The organism is Propionicimonas sp. (assembly GCF_049840635.1).
Lineage (GTDB): Bacteria > Actinomycetota > Actinomycetes > Propionibacteriales > Propionibacteriaceae > Propionicimonas.
Window position 1 is genome coordinate 56,289 of the sequence record NZ_JASGKL010000005.1, and the last position, 15,393, is coordinate 71,681.

A 15,393-nucleotide genomic window follows, 5' to 3' on the forward strand; every position below is an offset into this window, starting at 1 on the left:
AGATGACCAGCCCGCACGCCGACGTGGTGTTCGACGAGGCCAGGACGGACGGCCCCGCCGTCGAGGTGAAGGACCTCACCAAGGTCTACCGGACCTACTCCAGTTCGCTGGCGCGCGCGATCGCCCCGTTCCGGAAGGCTCCCAGCGGCGGCCGGTTCGTCGCCCTCAACAAGGTCAGCGCCACCTTCGAACGCGGCGACATCGTGGGGATCCTCGGCCGCAACGGTTCGGGGAAGTCCACGCTGTCGAAGATCATCGCGGGGGTCACCACCCCGACCAGCGGCTCGGTGCGGGTGAACGGACGCATCTCCGCGATGCTGGAGCTGACCAGCGGGTTCGACGCCCAGCTCACCGGCGTGGAGAACATCTATCTGCGCGCCCTGGCGATGGGCATCCCCCGGGAGGAGGCGGACGCCCGCCGGCAGGAGATCATCGACTTCGCCGACATCGGCGAGCACATCAACCAGCCCGTCCGCACCTACTCCTCCGGCATGAAGTCCCGACTCGGGTTCGCGGTCTCGGCCAGCGTCGAGCCGGACATCCTGATCGTGGACGAGGCACTGAGCGTGGGCGACGAGATCTTCAAGCTCAAGTGCATCGAGCGGATGGGCCAGATCCGGGAGCGCGGCTGCACGATCCTCTTCGTCAGCCACGCGCTCGGCACCGTGAAGGCGTTCTGCACCCGCGCGATCTGGATCAACCGCGGCAAGCTCGTCGAGGACGGGGAGGTCGGGCCGGTCGCCCAGGCCTACGAGGAGTTCCTGCGCAAGGAACGCGCCTCGATGCGGTCGGGGGTCCGCAAGGACGCGGCGGAGGACGCCCTGCTGGAGAAGTCGGACGTCCTCGAGGTCCGCCGCACCCGGCTCACCAACGCGGACGGGGCGACGACGTCGACGTTCCTGCACGGCGAGGACGTCTTCGTGGAACTCCTGTACACCGTCAAGCGCCCGATCCCCCAGCTCACCTTCACCTACACGATCCACAACAGCGAGAACGTGGAGGTGTTCGCGTCCGACCGGCAGAGCCCCCTGATGGCACTGGACACGTCCCCGGGCCAACACCGGCTGCGCGCACGCCTGGTCAGCCCTCCGCTGCTCGGCGGCGGCTACCAGTTGAGCGGTGAGCTGTGGGACAACACGTCCGCGTTCTTCGTCCGGCACTCCCGCAACCGCCGGTTCAGCATCGAGCACGACGACTTCGTCGGCACCGGGATCGTGGCCATCGATTGCGAGCTCACCAATGACTAGCCCTGCCGCCGCGGCCTCCTCCGGCACCCCGGACGAGGCGAAGGACTCCGCGGGCAAGTCCGGCCGGACGGCCCGCGTGCGCCGGTCGCTGCGCCGCTTCGGCCCGATCTTCGGGATCCTCGTCGGCCTCGTCGCCGTGGTCGTGGTCGGCTACGCCTGGCTGCTGACCTGGACCGACCACGAGTGGTACGCCAGCGTCGGTGAGGACTCCGTGTTCTGGACCCGCTACGCCTCCATCTGGGCGGTGTGGGGCACCTCCACGGCCCTCAACTTCGTCGCGCTCCTGCTGGCCAGCCGGAGCGCGTGGGCCGCCGTCGGGGCGAAGGGACGCTTCCGCGCGGTCACGGCGGTCGCGGCGTTCGCCGTCGCCGCGGCCATGGGCGTCACCATGTCGAACAACTGGATGGTGTTCCGGCTCGCGTGGGCGCAGTCCCCGTTCGGGATCACCGACCCGCAGTTCGGCCTCGACGTGGGTTTCTTCGTGTTCACCCTGCCCGCCCTCGAACTCCTGGTCGGCTGGGGCTTCCAGCTCATCCTGCTCGCGATGGCCGTCCACGTCACGATCGTGTTCATCTCCAGCCGGCTCGACTACACCGGACGCATCCACGCCGACTGGTGGCGGGTCCGGCGCATCTTCTGGCGGCTGCTCGCCGCGTTGATGGTCGTGGCCGCCGCCAGCTTCGTCCTCAAGGTGTGGCAGCTGAGCTACTCCACCACACAGACCGCGTTCGTCGGTGCGTCCTTCACCGACGTCACCGTCCAGCTGCCCGGGCTGGTCGCGATGGTCGGGGTGTGCCTGGTGATCGCCGTCGTGCTGGCGATCACCTCGGGGCAACGCAACTTCGCGCCGGCGGTGTGGTCCTTCGTCGGGCTGGTCGTGATGGCGCTGCTCACCTCGACGCTGGTCCCCGCGGGCGTCCAGCGGTTCTGGACGCGTCCCAACGAGGCCACCCTCGAGCTGCCGTACCTGGCCCGCAACGTGGCGATGACCCGGGTCGCCTACCAGCTCGACCAGGTCGCCTCGCAGACCCACGAAGGCGCCGACACCGTCCCGTCCACCGACACCGCGCAGGTGCGGGACGAGCTGTCGACGGCGGCGGTGTGGTCGTCCTCGACGGTCGCGCAGGCGTTCAACCAGCTCCAGACGATCCGTCCGTACTACCGGCTGTCGAAGATCAGCACCGACCGCTACCGGATCGACGGGAAGCTCGAACAGGTGCTGGTGTCGGCCCGCGAGATCTCACCGTCGAATCTGCCGTCGGCGGGCAGCAGCTTCGTGAACCGCCGCCTCGTCTACACGCACGGCTACGGCCTGGCGATCAGCTCGGCCAGCCAGACCAGCAAGGAGGGGTTCCCCCAGTTCCTGGTCGGGGACGTGCCGGCCACGGTCAGCCCGACGGTGAGGGACGCCTCGTCGCTGACGATCACCCAGCCGCGGGTGTACTACGGTCCCGACCAGTCCGACTGGGTCGTGGTGAACACGGGGATGGACGAGTTCGACTACCCCAGTGGCACGAAGAACGTGAGGAACCGCTACGCCGGCGGTGACGGTGTGACCGTGGGCGGGCCGCTGAACCGGCTCGCCTGGGCGCTGCGCCTGCGCTCCATCGACCTGCTGGTCTCCGGCTACGTCCACGACGACAGCAGGATCCTGCTCAACCGCGGTGTGGTGGCCCGCGCGCAGAAGATCGCGCCGTGGCTGACCTACGACACGCCGTATGCGGCGATCGTGGACGGCAGGATCACCTGGATCGTCGACGCCTACACCACCAGCGACCACTTCCCCTACTCCCAGACGTTGCCGAACAGCTCGCCGTTCCCGAACGGCACGAACTACGTGCGCAGCTCGGTGAAGGTCACGGTCGACGCGGAGACGGGCCAGATGCACTTCTACGCCGTCGGCGCCGATCCTGTCCGCGACGCCTGGGAGCGGATCTTCCCCGGAGTGATCAGCCATGACACGATCCCCGCGTCGCTGGCCGCGCACCTGCGCGTCCCGATGAAGCTGTTCACCGCCCAGACCCAGGTGTTCGCGAAGTACCACGTCAGCGACCCGACGGTGTTCTACAACCAGGAGGACACCTGGCGGATCCCCAGCGACGCCTCCGGCAACACGCTCAGCCCGCAGTACGTGCTGCTCGACACCGCGGGCACGGGGACGGGGCTCGACCTCGTCCAGCCCTACGTCCTGCCGAACCGCGACGACCTCGTCGGTTGGCTGACTGCGTCCTCCGAGCCGGGCAGCTACGGGGCGAAGACCGTCTACACGCTCCCCAAGAGCAGGGTGATCCTCGGCGCGGCGCAGGTCAGCGCCCGGATCAACCAGGACCCCGACATCGCCCAGCAGCTGACCCTGTGGAACCAGCCCGGGAGCACCGTCACGTTCGGCTCGATGCTGGTGCTCCCGATCCGGGGCAGCACGGTCTACCTGCAGCCGGTCTTCCTGACCGCCCAGAACAACGCGATCACCGAGCTGGTGGGCGTGGTCGCGGTGAACGGCAGCAGCATCACGCTCGGGTCGACGCTGCCGGACGCCCTCGCCAAGGCCTTCCCCGACACCACCGGCGGCGGCTGAGCCCGCTGGCGGACGACACCCGCACTCTTCGGCATCCCGAGCTCGACCCGGAATCCCTGCGTCGCCGGCGGTTCGCCGCGGACGAGATCCCGGCCTTCGCCGGGATGACAAACCACCCACTCGGCCCCGTCATCCCGGGCTCGACCCGGAATCCCGGCCGACGCGGGCGACACCCGCACTCCTGTCATCCCGGGCTTGACCCGGGATCTGTGCGTCAGCGGCAGCGACCGCATCGACGACGCCCCCGGCCGTCAGAGCGCGGCGTAGGCGACCGCGGTCCGTCGCGGACGAGATCCCGGCCTTCGCCGGGATGACAAACCACCCACTCGGCCCCGTCATCCCGGGCTTGACCCGGGATCTCCGCGTCAGCGGCAGCGACCGCAGCGACGACGCCCCAGGCCGTCAGAGCGCGGCGTAGGCGACCGCGACCGCGGCGCCGAGGCGCGCGTTGTTCTTGACGAGGGCGATGTTCGCGCGCAGCGAGTCCCCGTCCGACAGCTCGACGATGCGTCCGAGCAGGAAGGGGGTGATCGCCGCACCGGTGATGCCCCGCTCCCCGGCCTCCGCGACCGCGGCGTCGATCAGCCGACCGATCTTGGCCTCGGGGATCTCGTCCTCCACGGGGATCGGGTTCGCGACGACGAGGCCGCCGGCGATCCCGAGGTCCCACTTCGCCCGCATCGTGGCCGCGACCTCGGTGGCCGCGTCCAGCCGCAGCGGGGAGCGGAAGCCGCTCGAGCGGGAGTAGAACGACGGGAAGTCGTCCGACCCGACCGAGATGACCGGCACGCCGAGCGTCTCCAGAACCTCCAGGGTGCGGCCGATGTCGAGCAGCGACTTCACGCCCGCGCTGACCACGGCGACGTCGGTGAGGCTGAGCTCGGTGAGGTCGGCCGAGACGTCCATCGAGTTCTCCGCGCCGCGGTGCACGCCGCCGAGTCCCCCGGTGACGAACACCCGGATTCCCGCGAGCGCGGCCAGCCGCATGGTGGAGGCCACCGTCGTGGCGCCGTGCTCCCCACGCGCCACCACCCAGGGCAGGTCGCGGATGCTCACCTTGCGCACGTGCTCGTCGGAGCCGAGGAGATCGAGTTCGGCGTCGTCGAGGCCGATCCGCGGTACTCCGTGCAGGATGGCGACGGTCGCCGGCACGGCGCCGCCCTCGCGGATGATCTGCTCGACCTCACGCGCGGTCTGCACGTTCTTCGGGTAGGGCATGCCGTGGCTGATGATCGTCGACTCGAGGGCGACGACCGGGCGCCCGGACGCGAGCGCGTCCCGCACCTCTTCGGTCACGGCGAGCATCGGGTGGGGTTCGGTCATCGGTGTGCTCTCTCACTGTCAGCGAGCGCCGCACGGAACGCGACACCCAGGTCTGGTCGGACGGTGTGGCCGCTGGCCACGGTCAGCGCGGCGGCCAGGTGCCCCTGGCGGGCCGCGGCCACGGGGTCCTCGCCGGCGAGCAGGGCGCGGACGAAGCCCGCCGTCATCGCGTCACCCGCGCCGGTGACGTCGGCCACCTCGGCCTCGACGGCACCGATCGGGACGGCGACGCCGTCGCTGATGAGCAGGCTGCCCGCGCTCCCCCGGCTCACCCACACGTGGGTCACCCCGCGCTCGTGCAGGGTCTGGGCGGCGGCGCTGATCGCTGCGTCCTCGTCGGGCACGTCGCGTCCGGACAGCGCGGCGAGTTCGTCGACGTTCGGGGTCACGGCGAACACCGGGCGGTCCGCGCGCAGGAGCGGGGCGATCCTGGTCGCCTTGGCCACGCTCACCGGCTCCAGCACGACGCGGACGCCGCGCGACGCGGCGACGCCGAGCACCCAGTCGGCCACCTCGGCAGGGATGTTGGCGTCCACGACGACGACGGCCGCGTGGCCGATCAGCTCCTGGGCGCCCGCCAGCGCGTCGACGCCCATCGCGTCCGTGGCGGCGAAGTCGGACAGACCGACCACCAGCTCGCCGTCGGCGTCCAGTGCGGCGAGGTAGCTGGCTGTGGCGTGGGCGGCACTGGACACCACCTTGTCGACGTAGACGCCGGCCTCGGCGGTGCGCGCGAGCAGTTCACCGCCCGCGGCGTCCGCGCCGACCGCGGAGACGAGGTGGACGCGGCCGTCCAAGCGGGCGATGCCTTCGGCGATGTTGCGTCCGACGCCGCCCGGAGTGCGCGTGACCGTGGCGGGGTTCGAGGTGTGCAGGCGGGTCGTCGCGGCGCTGCGGGCCTTCACGTCCCACGCGGCGCCGCCCACAACCACGGCCCACGGCTCGTCGCGCAGGACGTAGCCACGCCCCACGATCTCGCCCTTCTGGGTGAGCGAGGACAGCGCGACAGCGACGGCGCCCTTGGTGGTGCCGAGGTTGCGGGCCAGCCCCGCCGCGTCGAGCATGGGCTGCGCACGCAGGAGCGCGAGGATCTCGCGCTCGCGTGGGCTGAGGCTCATACTGATTATTCTTAGCGCCGCTAGCTTCTCTTAGCAAGTCGGGCGTGGGTGCCCGAGAAGCAGCGGAGCGGACGACCGGTTCGGTCATCCGCTCCACTCAGGTGCTGCGATCAGGTAATCCTCAGGTCAGTCGCTCTCAGCCTTGCGGCCTCGCAACAGTTAGCGACTGCTCCCCCCTGCTGCCCCCAATGCTAGGGACGTCGCGCGTGCCCTGTCTGTCCCCCCGACGGGGGACTTTGGGCTCCGGGGTGCGCCTACTCCTCCGACTCTGGCGTCCGAGATGCATCCTCAGGTGCGGACGGGGCAGCTGGGCCCCTGCGGCGTCGACGGCGGATCACCAGGACCGGGACGGCCACCACGCCTGCGACAACGAGGAACGGGAGGACGGCGCCGACGGCGGTCATCAGCATCCTGCTGCTGGCCAGGAGTGCGTTCCAGCCGGCGAGCAGGCCGCCGAGGAAGCCGGTGGTCTCCAGCGAGCTCGCGGGGGCGGGCGTGCGGAGGGTGATCGTGATGGGCGACTGCGCGACCCGTCCGGACAGGACGCGCTGCTGGGCGGCCAGGGAGTCGCGCTCGGCGATCCGGCTGGTCAGTTCGCTCTCGAGTTCGGTGAGCTCCCGGATCGTGCCGGCCCGCTTCGACAGCTCGCGCAACCGGTCGATGGAGGCGTCCAGCGTCTTCAGCCGCGCGTCCACGTCGGCGACCTCCGTGCTGACGTCCTCGGAGGAGATCACCCGGTTCGTGAGGGTCCCGACCCTGGCCACCTCGTCGAGGGTGGCGTCGAGGTGGTCCGCGGGAACCTGCAGCACCATCGTGGAGGTGGGCTCACGGTCGGGGTCGCTGTCGTCGCGGCTGACCAGGTTCTCGGAGGTGACCTGACCACCCATGGACGCGGCGAGTTCCCGCAGCCGGGTGGCCGCGGCCTCGACATCGGTGACGGTCAGGCTGATCCGGGCCGTTCTCGCCAGCTGCGGCGTCAGGGTCGTGTTCGGCTCGCCGGCGGGGACGTCCGCGGGGGCACCGCCGGCGTCCTCGGCGACCGATCCGTCCGCGGCCCTCACGTCCTCGGGGAGCGACGCGGCGGCGCCTGAGCTGGAGCCGGAGCAGCCGGCGAGCAGGACGAGTGTGGGGACGATGGCCGCTGCGGCCAGTGCACGCATGTTCCTCATGCCCGTCCCACGCCGCGAAGAGGGCGGGACGTTGCGCTGTGTGGCCCCTGTGGCGCGACTGTTGCCGAATCGTGACCTGTACGACACTGGGAGCCATGGCGGCTGAGATCTTCGACGTGGTGGTGCTCGGTGCGGGACCGGCCGGGGAGAACGTGGCGGACTACGCGATCCGCGGGTCGGCGCGATCGGCGCTGCTGGTCGAGCGGGAACTGGTCGGCGGGGAGTGCTCGTACTACGCGTGCATGCCGAGCAAGGCGCTGCTGCGCCCCCTGGAGGTGCGGGCGGCGGCCGAGCACCTCCAGGGCCTCCCGGACCGGCTGGAGCTCGACGTGCCCGCCCTGCTCGCCCGCAGGGACAGCTGGGTCGCCGGCTACGACGACTCCGGACAGGCGCAGTGGGCCCGTGGCGCCGGCATCGACGTGGCCCGGGGCACCGGCCGGATCACCGGCGAGCGGAGGGTGTTCATCGACGGAGCCGACAGCGCCAGGGACGTCGTCGCCCGGCACGCCGTGGTGGTCGCGACGGGAAGCAGGCCGGTCGTCCCCCGGCTGTTCGCGGATCTCCACCCGTGGACCTCGAGGGACGCGACCGGCATCGTGGAGGTGCCGGACTCGATCGCGGTGGTCGGCGGCGGGGTGGTCGCCGTCGAGGCCTGCGCCTGGCTGGCCGCACTCGGCGCGTCGGTGACCCTGCTCGTGCGCGGCCCGCGCGTGCTGGGTCGCTGCGAGCCGTTCGCCTCGGAGCTGGTCGCGGAAGGGCTCGGCCGGCTCGGGGTGGACGTCCGGCTGGGCGCGCAGGTCGATTCCGCGGCCCGTCTCGACGGCGCCGACACCGGGTTGGGACGCGTCCACGGCGGCCCGGTGCGCCTGGAGGTGGACGGGCGCGTCCAGGAGTTCGCCGAGGTCCTCGTCGCTACCGGCCGGACGCCCGCGACGGCGGACATCGGCCTGGAGTCCGTCGGCCTGACCGCGGCCGAGTTCAGCGATCCGTCCGCGCGCCCCGACTGGCTCTACGCCGTCGGTGACGCCGGCGGAGAGGCGCCCCTCACGCACTGGGGCAAGTACCGCGCCCGCCTGGTGGGCGAGGAGATCGCCGCGCGCGCGGAAGGCCGGCCCGTCCCAGACGCACCCGCAGGGGTCCCGGTGCCGCAGGTGGTGTTCACCGATCCGCAGGTGGCGTCGGTCGGGCTCACCGAGGCCGATGCCGTGGCCCGCGGCATCGCGACGCAGTGCGTGCAGGTGCCGCTGACCAGCGCCGCAGGCTTCGGCCTGCTCAGGGACGACGCGTCCGGCCAGGCCAAACTCGTGTTCGAGGCCGGCACCGACCGGCTGCTCGGTGCCACCTTCGCCGGCCAGGAGGTGGCCGAGCTCGTCCATGCGGCCACGGTCGCGATCGTGGGTCGCCTGACCGCGGGGCAGTTGTGGCACGCCGTCCCTTCCTACCCCACGGCGAGCGAGGTGTGGCTGCGGCTGCTCGAGGCCTGCCGGGCACGCTGACCGACCCTCGGCGGCAGCTTCCACTCCCCCACCTCGTCCTGCACGAGGAAGCCCCGCTCGGCGAGGAGGTCGAGCACGGCGAGGCACCGCGGCACGGTGAGGGCCGCCCGCAGGGCGAGCTCCCCGGCCGGAAGTGCGCCGCGTCCCGGGACCGCCTCGAAGACCCTCAGCTCCTCGGTCGACAACTCGTCCGTCGCCCGCCGCTCGCTCGACGGCGGCGCCGCGCGGCGGCCGAGGGGCGAGAGCAGCTCGAGGACGTCGGCCGAGCCGGTGACCAGGACCGCCTCCGCCTCCCTGACCAGGCGGTGCGGCGTCACCGAGGTGGCACTGGTCACCGGTCCCGGCACCGCCATCACCACCCGGCCCAGCACGTTGGCCCAGGTCACGGTGTTGCGGGCTCCCGACCTCGCCGCGGCTTCCACGAGCACCGTGCCGGGGGCGAGTGCGGCGATCAGTCGGTTCCTGGCAAGGAACCGGACCCGGCTGGGCCGCTCTCCGGGCGCCAGCTCGCTGACCAGGACACCGTTCTCCGCGATCCGTTCGAACAACGGCCGGTACCCGCCGGGGTACGGCGCGTCGAGCCCCCCGGCGAGCACGCAGACGGTCGCGCTGCGTCCGGCCAGGCATCCCCGGTGCGCGGCGGCGTCGATCCCGTAAGCACCGCCCGACACGATGCTCCGGCCCGCCTCCGAGAGCTCGGCACCGAGGTCGGCGGCCACGAGGTCGCCGTAGGCCGTGGACGCCCGCGAGCCGACGATCGCCACCGACGTCGCGGCGAGGCCCGCCAGCTCCCCGCGCCCCGCCAGCCACAGGCCCAAGGGTGGGCCGGAGAGCTGGTTCACCGGTTCACAGCCGACCAGGTCGGCGAGCCCGGCCGGCCATTCCGGGTCACCGGGCACGACGAACCGCAGCCCGTCCGCGCGCGTCCGTGCCACCAGCCCCGCCGGGGAGACCCGCCGCGCCCTGGCAGCGAGTGGCCGCTCATCGCCGGAGGCCAGGAGCGCTGCCCACACCTCCTCCGCGCCGTAGTCGGCCACCGCGTCGGCGGTGGCAGGGTGGCCGGGCTCCACCACGGCGGCCAGGCACATCCGCGCCGTTCTCTCGTCCATCACGCCGCCTCCATTCCGGTTCCCCCTCTTCGCATCGCGAGCGCGGTGTGCAGGTGCTCGCGGGTGGGCCGATCGGCGTCGGCCAGGTCGGCGACGCTCCACGCCAGCCGCAGCACACGGTCGACGCCGCGGGAGGAGAGGCGCCCCCTGGCGACCGCGACGTCAAGCAGCTCCGACCCTTCGGGCAGGGGCAACCGCTTCCGCAGCGCCGGACCGGGTACCTCGCCGTTCGTACGCCACCCCGTGCCCTCCAACCGGTGCCGCTGGCGGTCCCTCGCCGCGAGTACCCGGGCCGCCACGACCGCGGTGCTCTCGCCCGGCGCGTAGCGGCTGTCGAGGAATGCTGCCCGCACCGGACGGAGCTCCTGGGAGATGTCGATCCGGTCCAGGATCGGCCCGGACACCCGCGCCGCGTAACGGCGCACGGCCATCGGTGGGCAGCGGCAGTTGCCGCCCGGCGTTCCGGCCATGCCGCACGGACACGGGTTGGCGGCGAGGACGAGCTGGAAACGGGCCGGGTAGGTCGCCGTCGCCGCCGCGCGGGCGAGCACGATCCGTCCGGACTCCAGCGGCACCCGCAGCGCCTCCATCACCCGCGGGCTGAATTCCGGGGCCTCATCCAGGAAGAGGACGCCGAGATGGGCCCGGGAGACGGCGCCGGGCATGGCGATCCGCGCCCCGCCGCCGACCAGGCTCGCCATCGACGCCGAGTGGTGCGGGTCGGCGTACGGCGGCCGTCGGACCAGGCCGCCGTCCAGGTTCACCCCGGCCAGCGAGTGCACGGCCGACACCTCCAGCGCCTCGGCGACCTCGAGGTCCGGCAGCAGCCCCGGCAGCCGCTCGGCCAGCAGCGTCTTGCCGACGCCGGGCGGCCCGTGCAGGTACAGGTGGTGGCGACCCGCCGCCGCCACCTCCAGCGCCCACTTCGCCTCCACCTGGCCGGCGACGTCGGCGAGGTCGAGAGGCGGACGAGGATCGGCCTCGGCCACCACGGGAGCCGGCACCAGTGCTCCGGGCCCCCCGGTCAGCACGTCGAACAGGTCGGAGAGGTCGGCAGCACCCGCGACCGAGACGCCGTCGACGAGAGCCGCCTCACGCATCTGGGCCGCCGGGACGACGACCCGACCGAAGCCCCTGCCGATGGCGGCCAGAATGGCGGGCAGGAGCCCCCGGATCGCGCGGACGCGTCCGTCCAGCCCCAGCTCGCCGAACAGGACCGTCCCCTCCAGCGACGCCGGGTCGAACTTGCGACCGGCGGCCGCCACTGCCGCAGCAATCGCCAGGTCGTAGTGGGAGCCCGCCTTGGGCAGAGTCGCAGGAGACAGGTTGATGGTGACGGGGTCGGACGGCCACCCGAACCCCGCCGCGGCCATCGCTGCGCGGCACCGGTCCCGCGCCTCGTAGAGCGCCGTGTCCGGAAGCCCGACCATCGTCGTGCGGGGAAGCCCGCTGCTGATCGCCGCCTCGACCTCGACCATCGCCCCGTCGATGCCGAGGAGCGCCACCGACCACGCCCTCGCCTGGTTCATCGCCCGATCCCCGGGACGTGGGTGATGACGGGTGGCGCGTCCCTGGTGAGCAGCACACCGACCCCGTCGAACCGGATCCGGCCCACCGCAGTGGGTTGGGCCCGCAGCCAGTGCAACGCGACCTCCCTGAGCTTGGCGACCTTGTGGGCGGTGATCGCCTCCAGGGGTGGCCCGAAGCCCAGCCCCGTTCGGCACTTCACCTCGCAGAAGACCACCACCGGCTCGCGGCCCGGCTGGAGCGCGACGATGTCGAGCTCTCCCGCCGGGCAGCGCCAGTTCCGCTCCAGGATCCGCCACCCGAGCCGTTCCAGGTGTGCGACCGCCAGTTCCTCCCCGGCATGCCAGACCTCGGCCCTCTCCACTGAGACCACCTCCCGGTGGTCATCTTCGGCAGCCGGCGCTCGCAGCGCTCACCCGATTTTCCGGCCTGTGGATGAAATTCCGGCCTGTGGATAACCCGGTCCCGGCGACGCCGCCGCGACGGCGCTCGGCACGGAGTGGCCACCCGTTGAGGGCCTCTGTTCGTCACCGAGGACCACCGTTCGCGCCGAGGGCCCTTGTCCGGACGCCGGCTCTCGACGTGGAGGGTGGCTGTCGACCCTGAAGGGTGGCTCTCGATGGTCCAGACACGGCGCCGGCACGGCAGGAACCGTCCCCGGCGTGCCGGTCAGAGGTTGTCGGGGACCTTCAGCTCGCTGTGGGCGATCTCCTCGATCGAGACGTCGCGGAAGGTGAGCACCTTGGCGCTCTTCACGAAGCGGGCAGGACGGTACATGTCCCACACCCAGGCGTCGCCCATGGACACCTCGTAGTAGACGTCGCCGCCCTCGGTGCGGACCTTCAGGTCGACCGCGTTGCACAGGTAGAAGCGCCGCTCGGTCTCCACCGCGTACGTGAAGATGCCGACGACGTCCTTGTACTCCTTGTACAACTGCAGTTCGAGTTCCGACTCGTACTGCTCGAGGTCCTCCGCGCTCATATCGCCTTCACCTTAACCGTTCGCCGGACGTTGTCGAAGCACATCCGGTGGATGCTGCTCGGCCCGTGCTCCTCCAGCCGCTCCTGGTGCAGCGGCGTGCAATATCCCTTGTGGATGTCGAAAGCGTAGTCAGGCAGTTCCTCGTGCCAACCCGCCATGATCCGGTCCCTGGTCACCTTCGCCACCACGGACGCGGCCGCGACGCACGCGGCCACCCGGTCGCCCTTCCAGATCGCCAGGCTGGGCGTGCCGAGGCCGTCGACGCTGAAGCCGTCGGTGAGCGCGAAGTCGGCCGCCGGCTGCAGCCGCACCAGGGCCCGCCGCAGCCCCGCGAGGTCGGCGTGGTGCATCCCGAGCCGGTCACACTCGTCGGCCTCGACGCTCACCACAGCCCAGGCCAGGGCCTTCTCGACGATCTCGGCGTAGACCCGTTCGCGGGCCGCCGCCGTGAGCAGCTTGGAGTCCGCCAGCCCCCGGATCTCCCCCCGCCGGCCCGGACGCAGGATCACCGCGCCCGCCACCAGGGGACCCGCGCAGGCGCCGCGACCGGCCTCGTCCGCACCGGCGATCAGCTCGAAGCCGCCCCGGCGCAGCGATGCCTCGTACGCGTAGATGCCGGCGTCCCGGCGCACCACGACCGCCACCGCAACCGCCTCAGCAGACGACCTTGTTGCCGGTCAGCACGGGCTCCGACGGCGGCGTCCCCCCTGCCGGGACGCCCTCGAAGGTCCTCGGCCTGCTGATCGCGTGGATCCGGTCGAACGGATACACCACGGCCACAGCCGTGCCCACGATGTTCTCCACGGGGATGAACGCCTTCTCGCCCTCCGGGCCCCCGTTGGTGTCGTCGTTGAGGTGGCAGCGGGAGTCGGCCGAATCGTTGCGATGGTCGCCCATCACGAACACGGTCCCCGCGGGCACCACCACGTCGAAGGACACCGACGACGGCTCCACCTGCTTGCCGGTCGACGGATCGGTGTAGAGGTAGTCCTGCTCGTTCAGGGCGGTGCCGTTCACCGTCACCCTGCCGCGGGCGTCGCAGCAGGTGACGTGGTCACCGGCCACACCGATGACACGCTTGATCAGGTGGTTCGAACTCTCGTCCGGCGCGAGCCCGACGAACACCAGCGCACGTTGCAGCGGGTCGTCGCTGACCTTGGCCGGCGCGAGCCAGCCGAGGGTGTCGCGGAACACGATGATGTCGCCGCGCTGATAGCCGACGATCTTCTGGACGGCGACCCGGTCACGGATCAGCAGGGTGTTCTCCATCGACCCCGACGGGATCACGAACATCTGGGCGACGAACAGCCGCAGCAGGGTGGACGCGATCAGCGCCCCGATCACGACGATGGCGATCTCACGCAGCCAGCCAGCCGCTGCCCACCACGCACCGTGGCGACCGCCACTCTCGTCGGATGAACTCACCGCCATCCTCTCCCGGACGCCCTCGACGCCTGCACCGGCGTGCCGCTCGGACGCCCAGCGCCTCAGCGGTCGCGCTTCTCCTTGATCTTGGCAGCCTTGCCGCGAAGACCGCGGAGGTAGTACAGCTTGGCGCGTCGCACGTCGCCGAAACGCTCGACCTCGATCTTCTCGATGATCGGGCTGTGCAGCGGGAAGGTGCGCTCCACGCCGGTGCCGAAGCTGACCTTGCGGACGGTGAACGCCTCGGCGATCCCCGAACCGGTGCGGGCGATCACGGCGCCGGCGAAGACCTGGATCCGGGAGCGGTTGCCCTCGATGACCCGGACGTGAACCTTCACCTGGTCACCGGGACGGAAGTCGGGCACGTCGTCGCGCAGGGCGTCCTTGCCGATCTGCTCAACCAGCTGGTTCATCTTCGGTTCCTCGCCAGTGCCACAGGACACTTCGTCTCGTACGTCATCAGGATTCCGCGGTCGCCTTCCCCCTGTGGCAGGAGCGGACGCGGCACAACGATCGACAAGTCTGCCACAGCCGGGCCCGGCCGCGGTAATCGCGGTCAGTCGGCTGGCTCCAGTCCCACGTCCCTGCTCACGCGCGGCAGGAGGCCCAGCTTCTGCCAGATCTTGCGGGCCATGCCGCTGGTGAGGTTCTCGATGTCGGAGATCGTCGCCAGCACGGCCGGATCGGTGGTCCGCTCTGCATAGACCGCGGCGGTCTTGGCCACCAGCGCGAGCAGCTCCGAGCAGTAGTCGAGGTAGCTGGCCATGTCGATCGGGCTCAGCCCCACCTCGACAGTCTGGGCCGTGGGCCGGAAGGCCGAGGCGAACCGCTCGGGGTCCTTGGTGAGCTGGTGCATGTCGATCACGTGGGCCAGCGAACGCAGCCGGTGCAGCTCGCCGAGGATGCGCCGCCGCTCCAGGTGGGCGGGCAGCAGCCACACGAACACCACGGCGATGCCGACGTAGACGATGTCGTTCACGATGGTCTCCGCCGCGGACAGCCAGGTCAGCGTCGTGCCGCCGCTGGTGGCCAGCTCCGCGACGGACGCGACCACCGAGACGGCGGTGAGCACCACCAGCGCGGCGATCGCGACCAGCCCGGCCACCCTCAGGACACGAATCGGGACGGTACGCGCGGCCGCCTTCTCGACGTCCGAGGCGACGGCGACGAGCTGGGCTGCGACCCTGGTCAGGTTGCGTCCGGGGAACCGGGCGCCGATCCGGGCCTGGAGTCGCTGTGCCGTCGCCAGCACCGCGTCCGCGTCGAGCCGCTCGTACGGCACCGTCCACCCCTTCCCTCGCCCTGCGGCGACGATCCTGCCACCGTCCCACCCAAACGCTCCCGAAATTCGCAGACGCTCCCGGAATTTCGGGAGCGCGGACGCGTTTCGGGAGCGTCTGGTCGGGCTGACGCGAGACGGGCC

The 15,393-nt window shown here is 71.5% G+C and carries 14 protein-coding genes; 3 read left to right on the forward strand and 11 right to left on the reverse strand.

The features are described from left to right. Nucleotides 1-2 precede the first annotated feature (2 nt). Both QM779_RS06205 and QM779_RS06210 read left to right on the forward strand, forming a co-directional pair. The gene (locus QM779_RS06205) at nt 3-1,247 is read left to right on the forward strand and encodes an ABC transporter ATP-binding protein (protein WP_428533243.1); all 1,245 of its coding nucleotides are present in this window, start codon (nt 3-5) and stop codon (nt 1,245-1,247) included. After that, nucleotides 1,240-3,822, forward strand: coding sequence for a UPF0182 family protein (locus tag QM779_RS06210; RefSeq protein WP_428533246.1), 2,583 nt, complete (start codon nt 1,240-1,242; stop codon nt 3,820-3,822). The genes QM779_RS06205 and QM779_RS06210 overlap by 8 nt, the downstream gene beginning before the upstream one ends. A gap of 402 nt (nt 3,823-4,224) precedes the next feature. Here the strand turns inward: QM779_RS06210 and QM779_RS06215 are convergent, their stop codons facing one another. The 3 genes from QM779_RS06215 to QM779_RS06225 all read right to left on the reverse strand — a co-directional run bounded on the left by QM779_RS06215 (nt 4,225) and on the right by QM779_RS06225 (nt 7,432). Beyond that, nucleotides 4,225-5,145: a pseudouridine-5'-phosphate glycosidase gene (locus tag QM779_RS06215; RefSeq protein WP_428533249.1), complete on the reverse strand. Its 921-nt coding sequence runs from the start codon at nt 5,143-5,145 to the stop codon at nt 4,225-4,227. Then, a complete protein-coding gene (locus QM779_RS06220) occupies nt 5,142-6,263 on the reverse strand; it encodes a carbohydrate kinase family protein (protein WP_428533252.1) in 1,122 nt (373 codons plus the stop codon). Before QM779_RS06220 ends, QM779_RS06215 begins: the two co-directional genes overlap by 4 nt. Nucleotides 6,264-6,517: 254 nt before the next feature. Next, the gene (locus QM779_RS06225) at nt 6,518-7,432 is read right to left on the reverse strand and encodes a DUF4349 domain-containing protein (protein ID WP_428533255.1); all 915 of its coding nucleotides are present in this window, start codon (nt 7,430-7,432) and stop codon (nt 6,518-6,520) included. Between the two features lie 95 nt (nt 7,433-7,527). Here QM779_RS06225 and QM779_RS06230 point away from each other — a divergent pair, with 95 nt between their 5' ends. Further along, nucleotides 7,528-8,928, forward strand: a complete 1,401-nt coding sequence (locus QM779_RS06230; RefSeq protein WP_428533258.1) for a dihydrolipoyl dehydrogenase family protein — start codon at nt 7,528-7,530, stop codon at nt 8,926-8,928. Here the strand turns inward: QM779_RS06230 and QM779_RS06235 are convergent. The 8 genes from QM779_RS06235 to QM779_RS06270 form a co-directional block, all read right to left on the reverse strand. Continuing rightward, nucleotides 8,871-10,037 carry a DNA-processing protein DprA gene (locus QM779_RS06235; RefSeq protein ID WP_428533261.1) on the reverse strand — a complete coding sequence of 389 codons (1,167 nt, stop codon included), beginning with the start codon at nt 10,035-10,037 and terminating at the stop codon, nt 8,871-8,873. The two genes, QM779_RS06230 and QM779_RS06235, sit on opposite strands and share 58 nt — an antisense overlap. Further along, complete coding sequence (locus tag QM779_RS06240) at nt 10,037-11,566, reverse strand: YifB family Mg chelatase-like AAA ATPase (protein WP_428533264.1); 1,530 nt, start codon at nt 11,564-11,566, stop codon at nt 10,037-10,039. Before QM779_RS06240 ends, QM779_RS06235 begins: the two co-directional genes overlap by 1 nt. After that, nucleotides 11,563-11,928 (reverse strand): YraN family protein, encoded by a 366-nt coding sequence (locus tag QM779_RS06245; RefSeq protein WP_428533267.1) that lies wholly within the window; start codon nt 11,926-11,928, stop codon nt 11,563-11,565. Before QM779_RS06245 ends, QM779_RS06240 begins: the two co-directional genes overlap by 4 nt. A 305-nt stretch (nt 11,929-12,233) precedes the next feature. Continuing rightward, on the reverse strand, nt 12,234-12,545 hold the full coding sequence (locus QM779_RS06250; protein ID WP_331545293.1) for a DUF2469 domain-containing protein: 312 nt from the start codon (nt 12,543-12,545) through the stop codon (nt 12,234-12,236). After that, complete coding sequence (locus QM779_RS06255; RefSeq protein ID WP_428533270.1) at nt 12,542-13,189, reverse strand: ribonuclease HII; 648 nt, start codon at nt 13,187-13,189, stop codon at nt 12,542-12,544. Before QM779_RS06255 ends, QM779_RS06250 begins: the two co-directional genes overlap by 4 nt. A gap of 10 nt (nt 13,190-13,199) precedes the next feature. Beyond that, complete coding sequence (gene lepB, locus QM779_RS06260; protein ID WP_428533273.1) at nt 13,200-13,970, reverse strand: signal peptidase I; 771 nt, start codon at nt 13,968-13,970, stop codon at nt 13,200-13,202. A 62-nt stretch (nt 13,971-14,032) separates the two neighbouring features. Then, entirely contained in the window at nt 14,033-14,383 is a 351-nt protein-coding gene (gene rplS, locus QM779_RS06265; RefSeq protein WP_428533276.1) for a 50S ribosomal protein L19, read from the reverse strand. 143 nt (nt 14,384-14,526) lie between these two features. Continuing rightward, nucleotides 14,527-15,252, reverse strand: coding sequence for a hypothetical protein (locus QM779_RS06270; RefSeq protein ID WP_428533279.1), 726 nt, complete (start codon nt 15,250-15,252; stop codon nt 14,527-14,529). Nucleotides 15,253-15,393 lie beyond the last annotated feature (141 nt).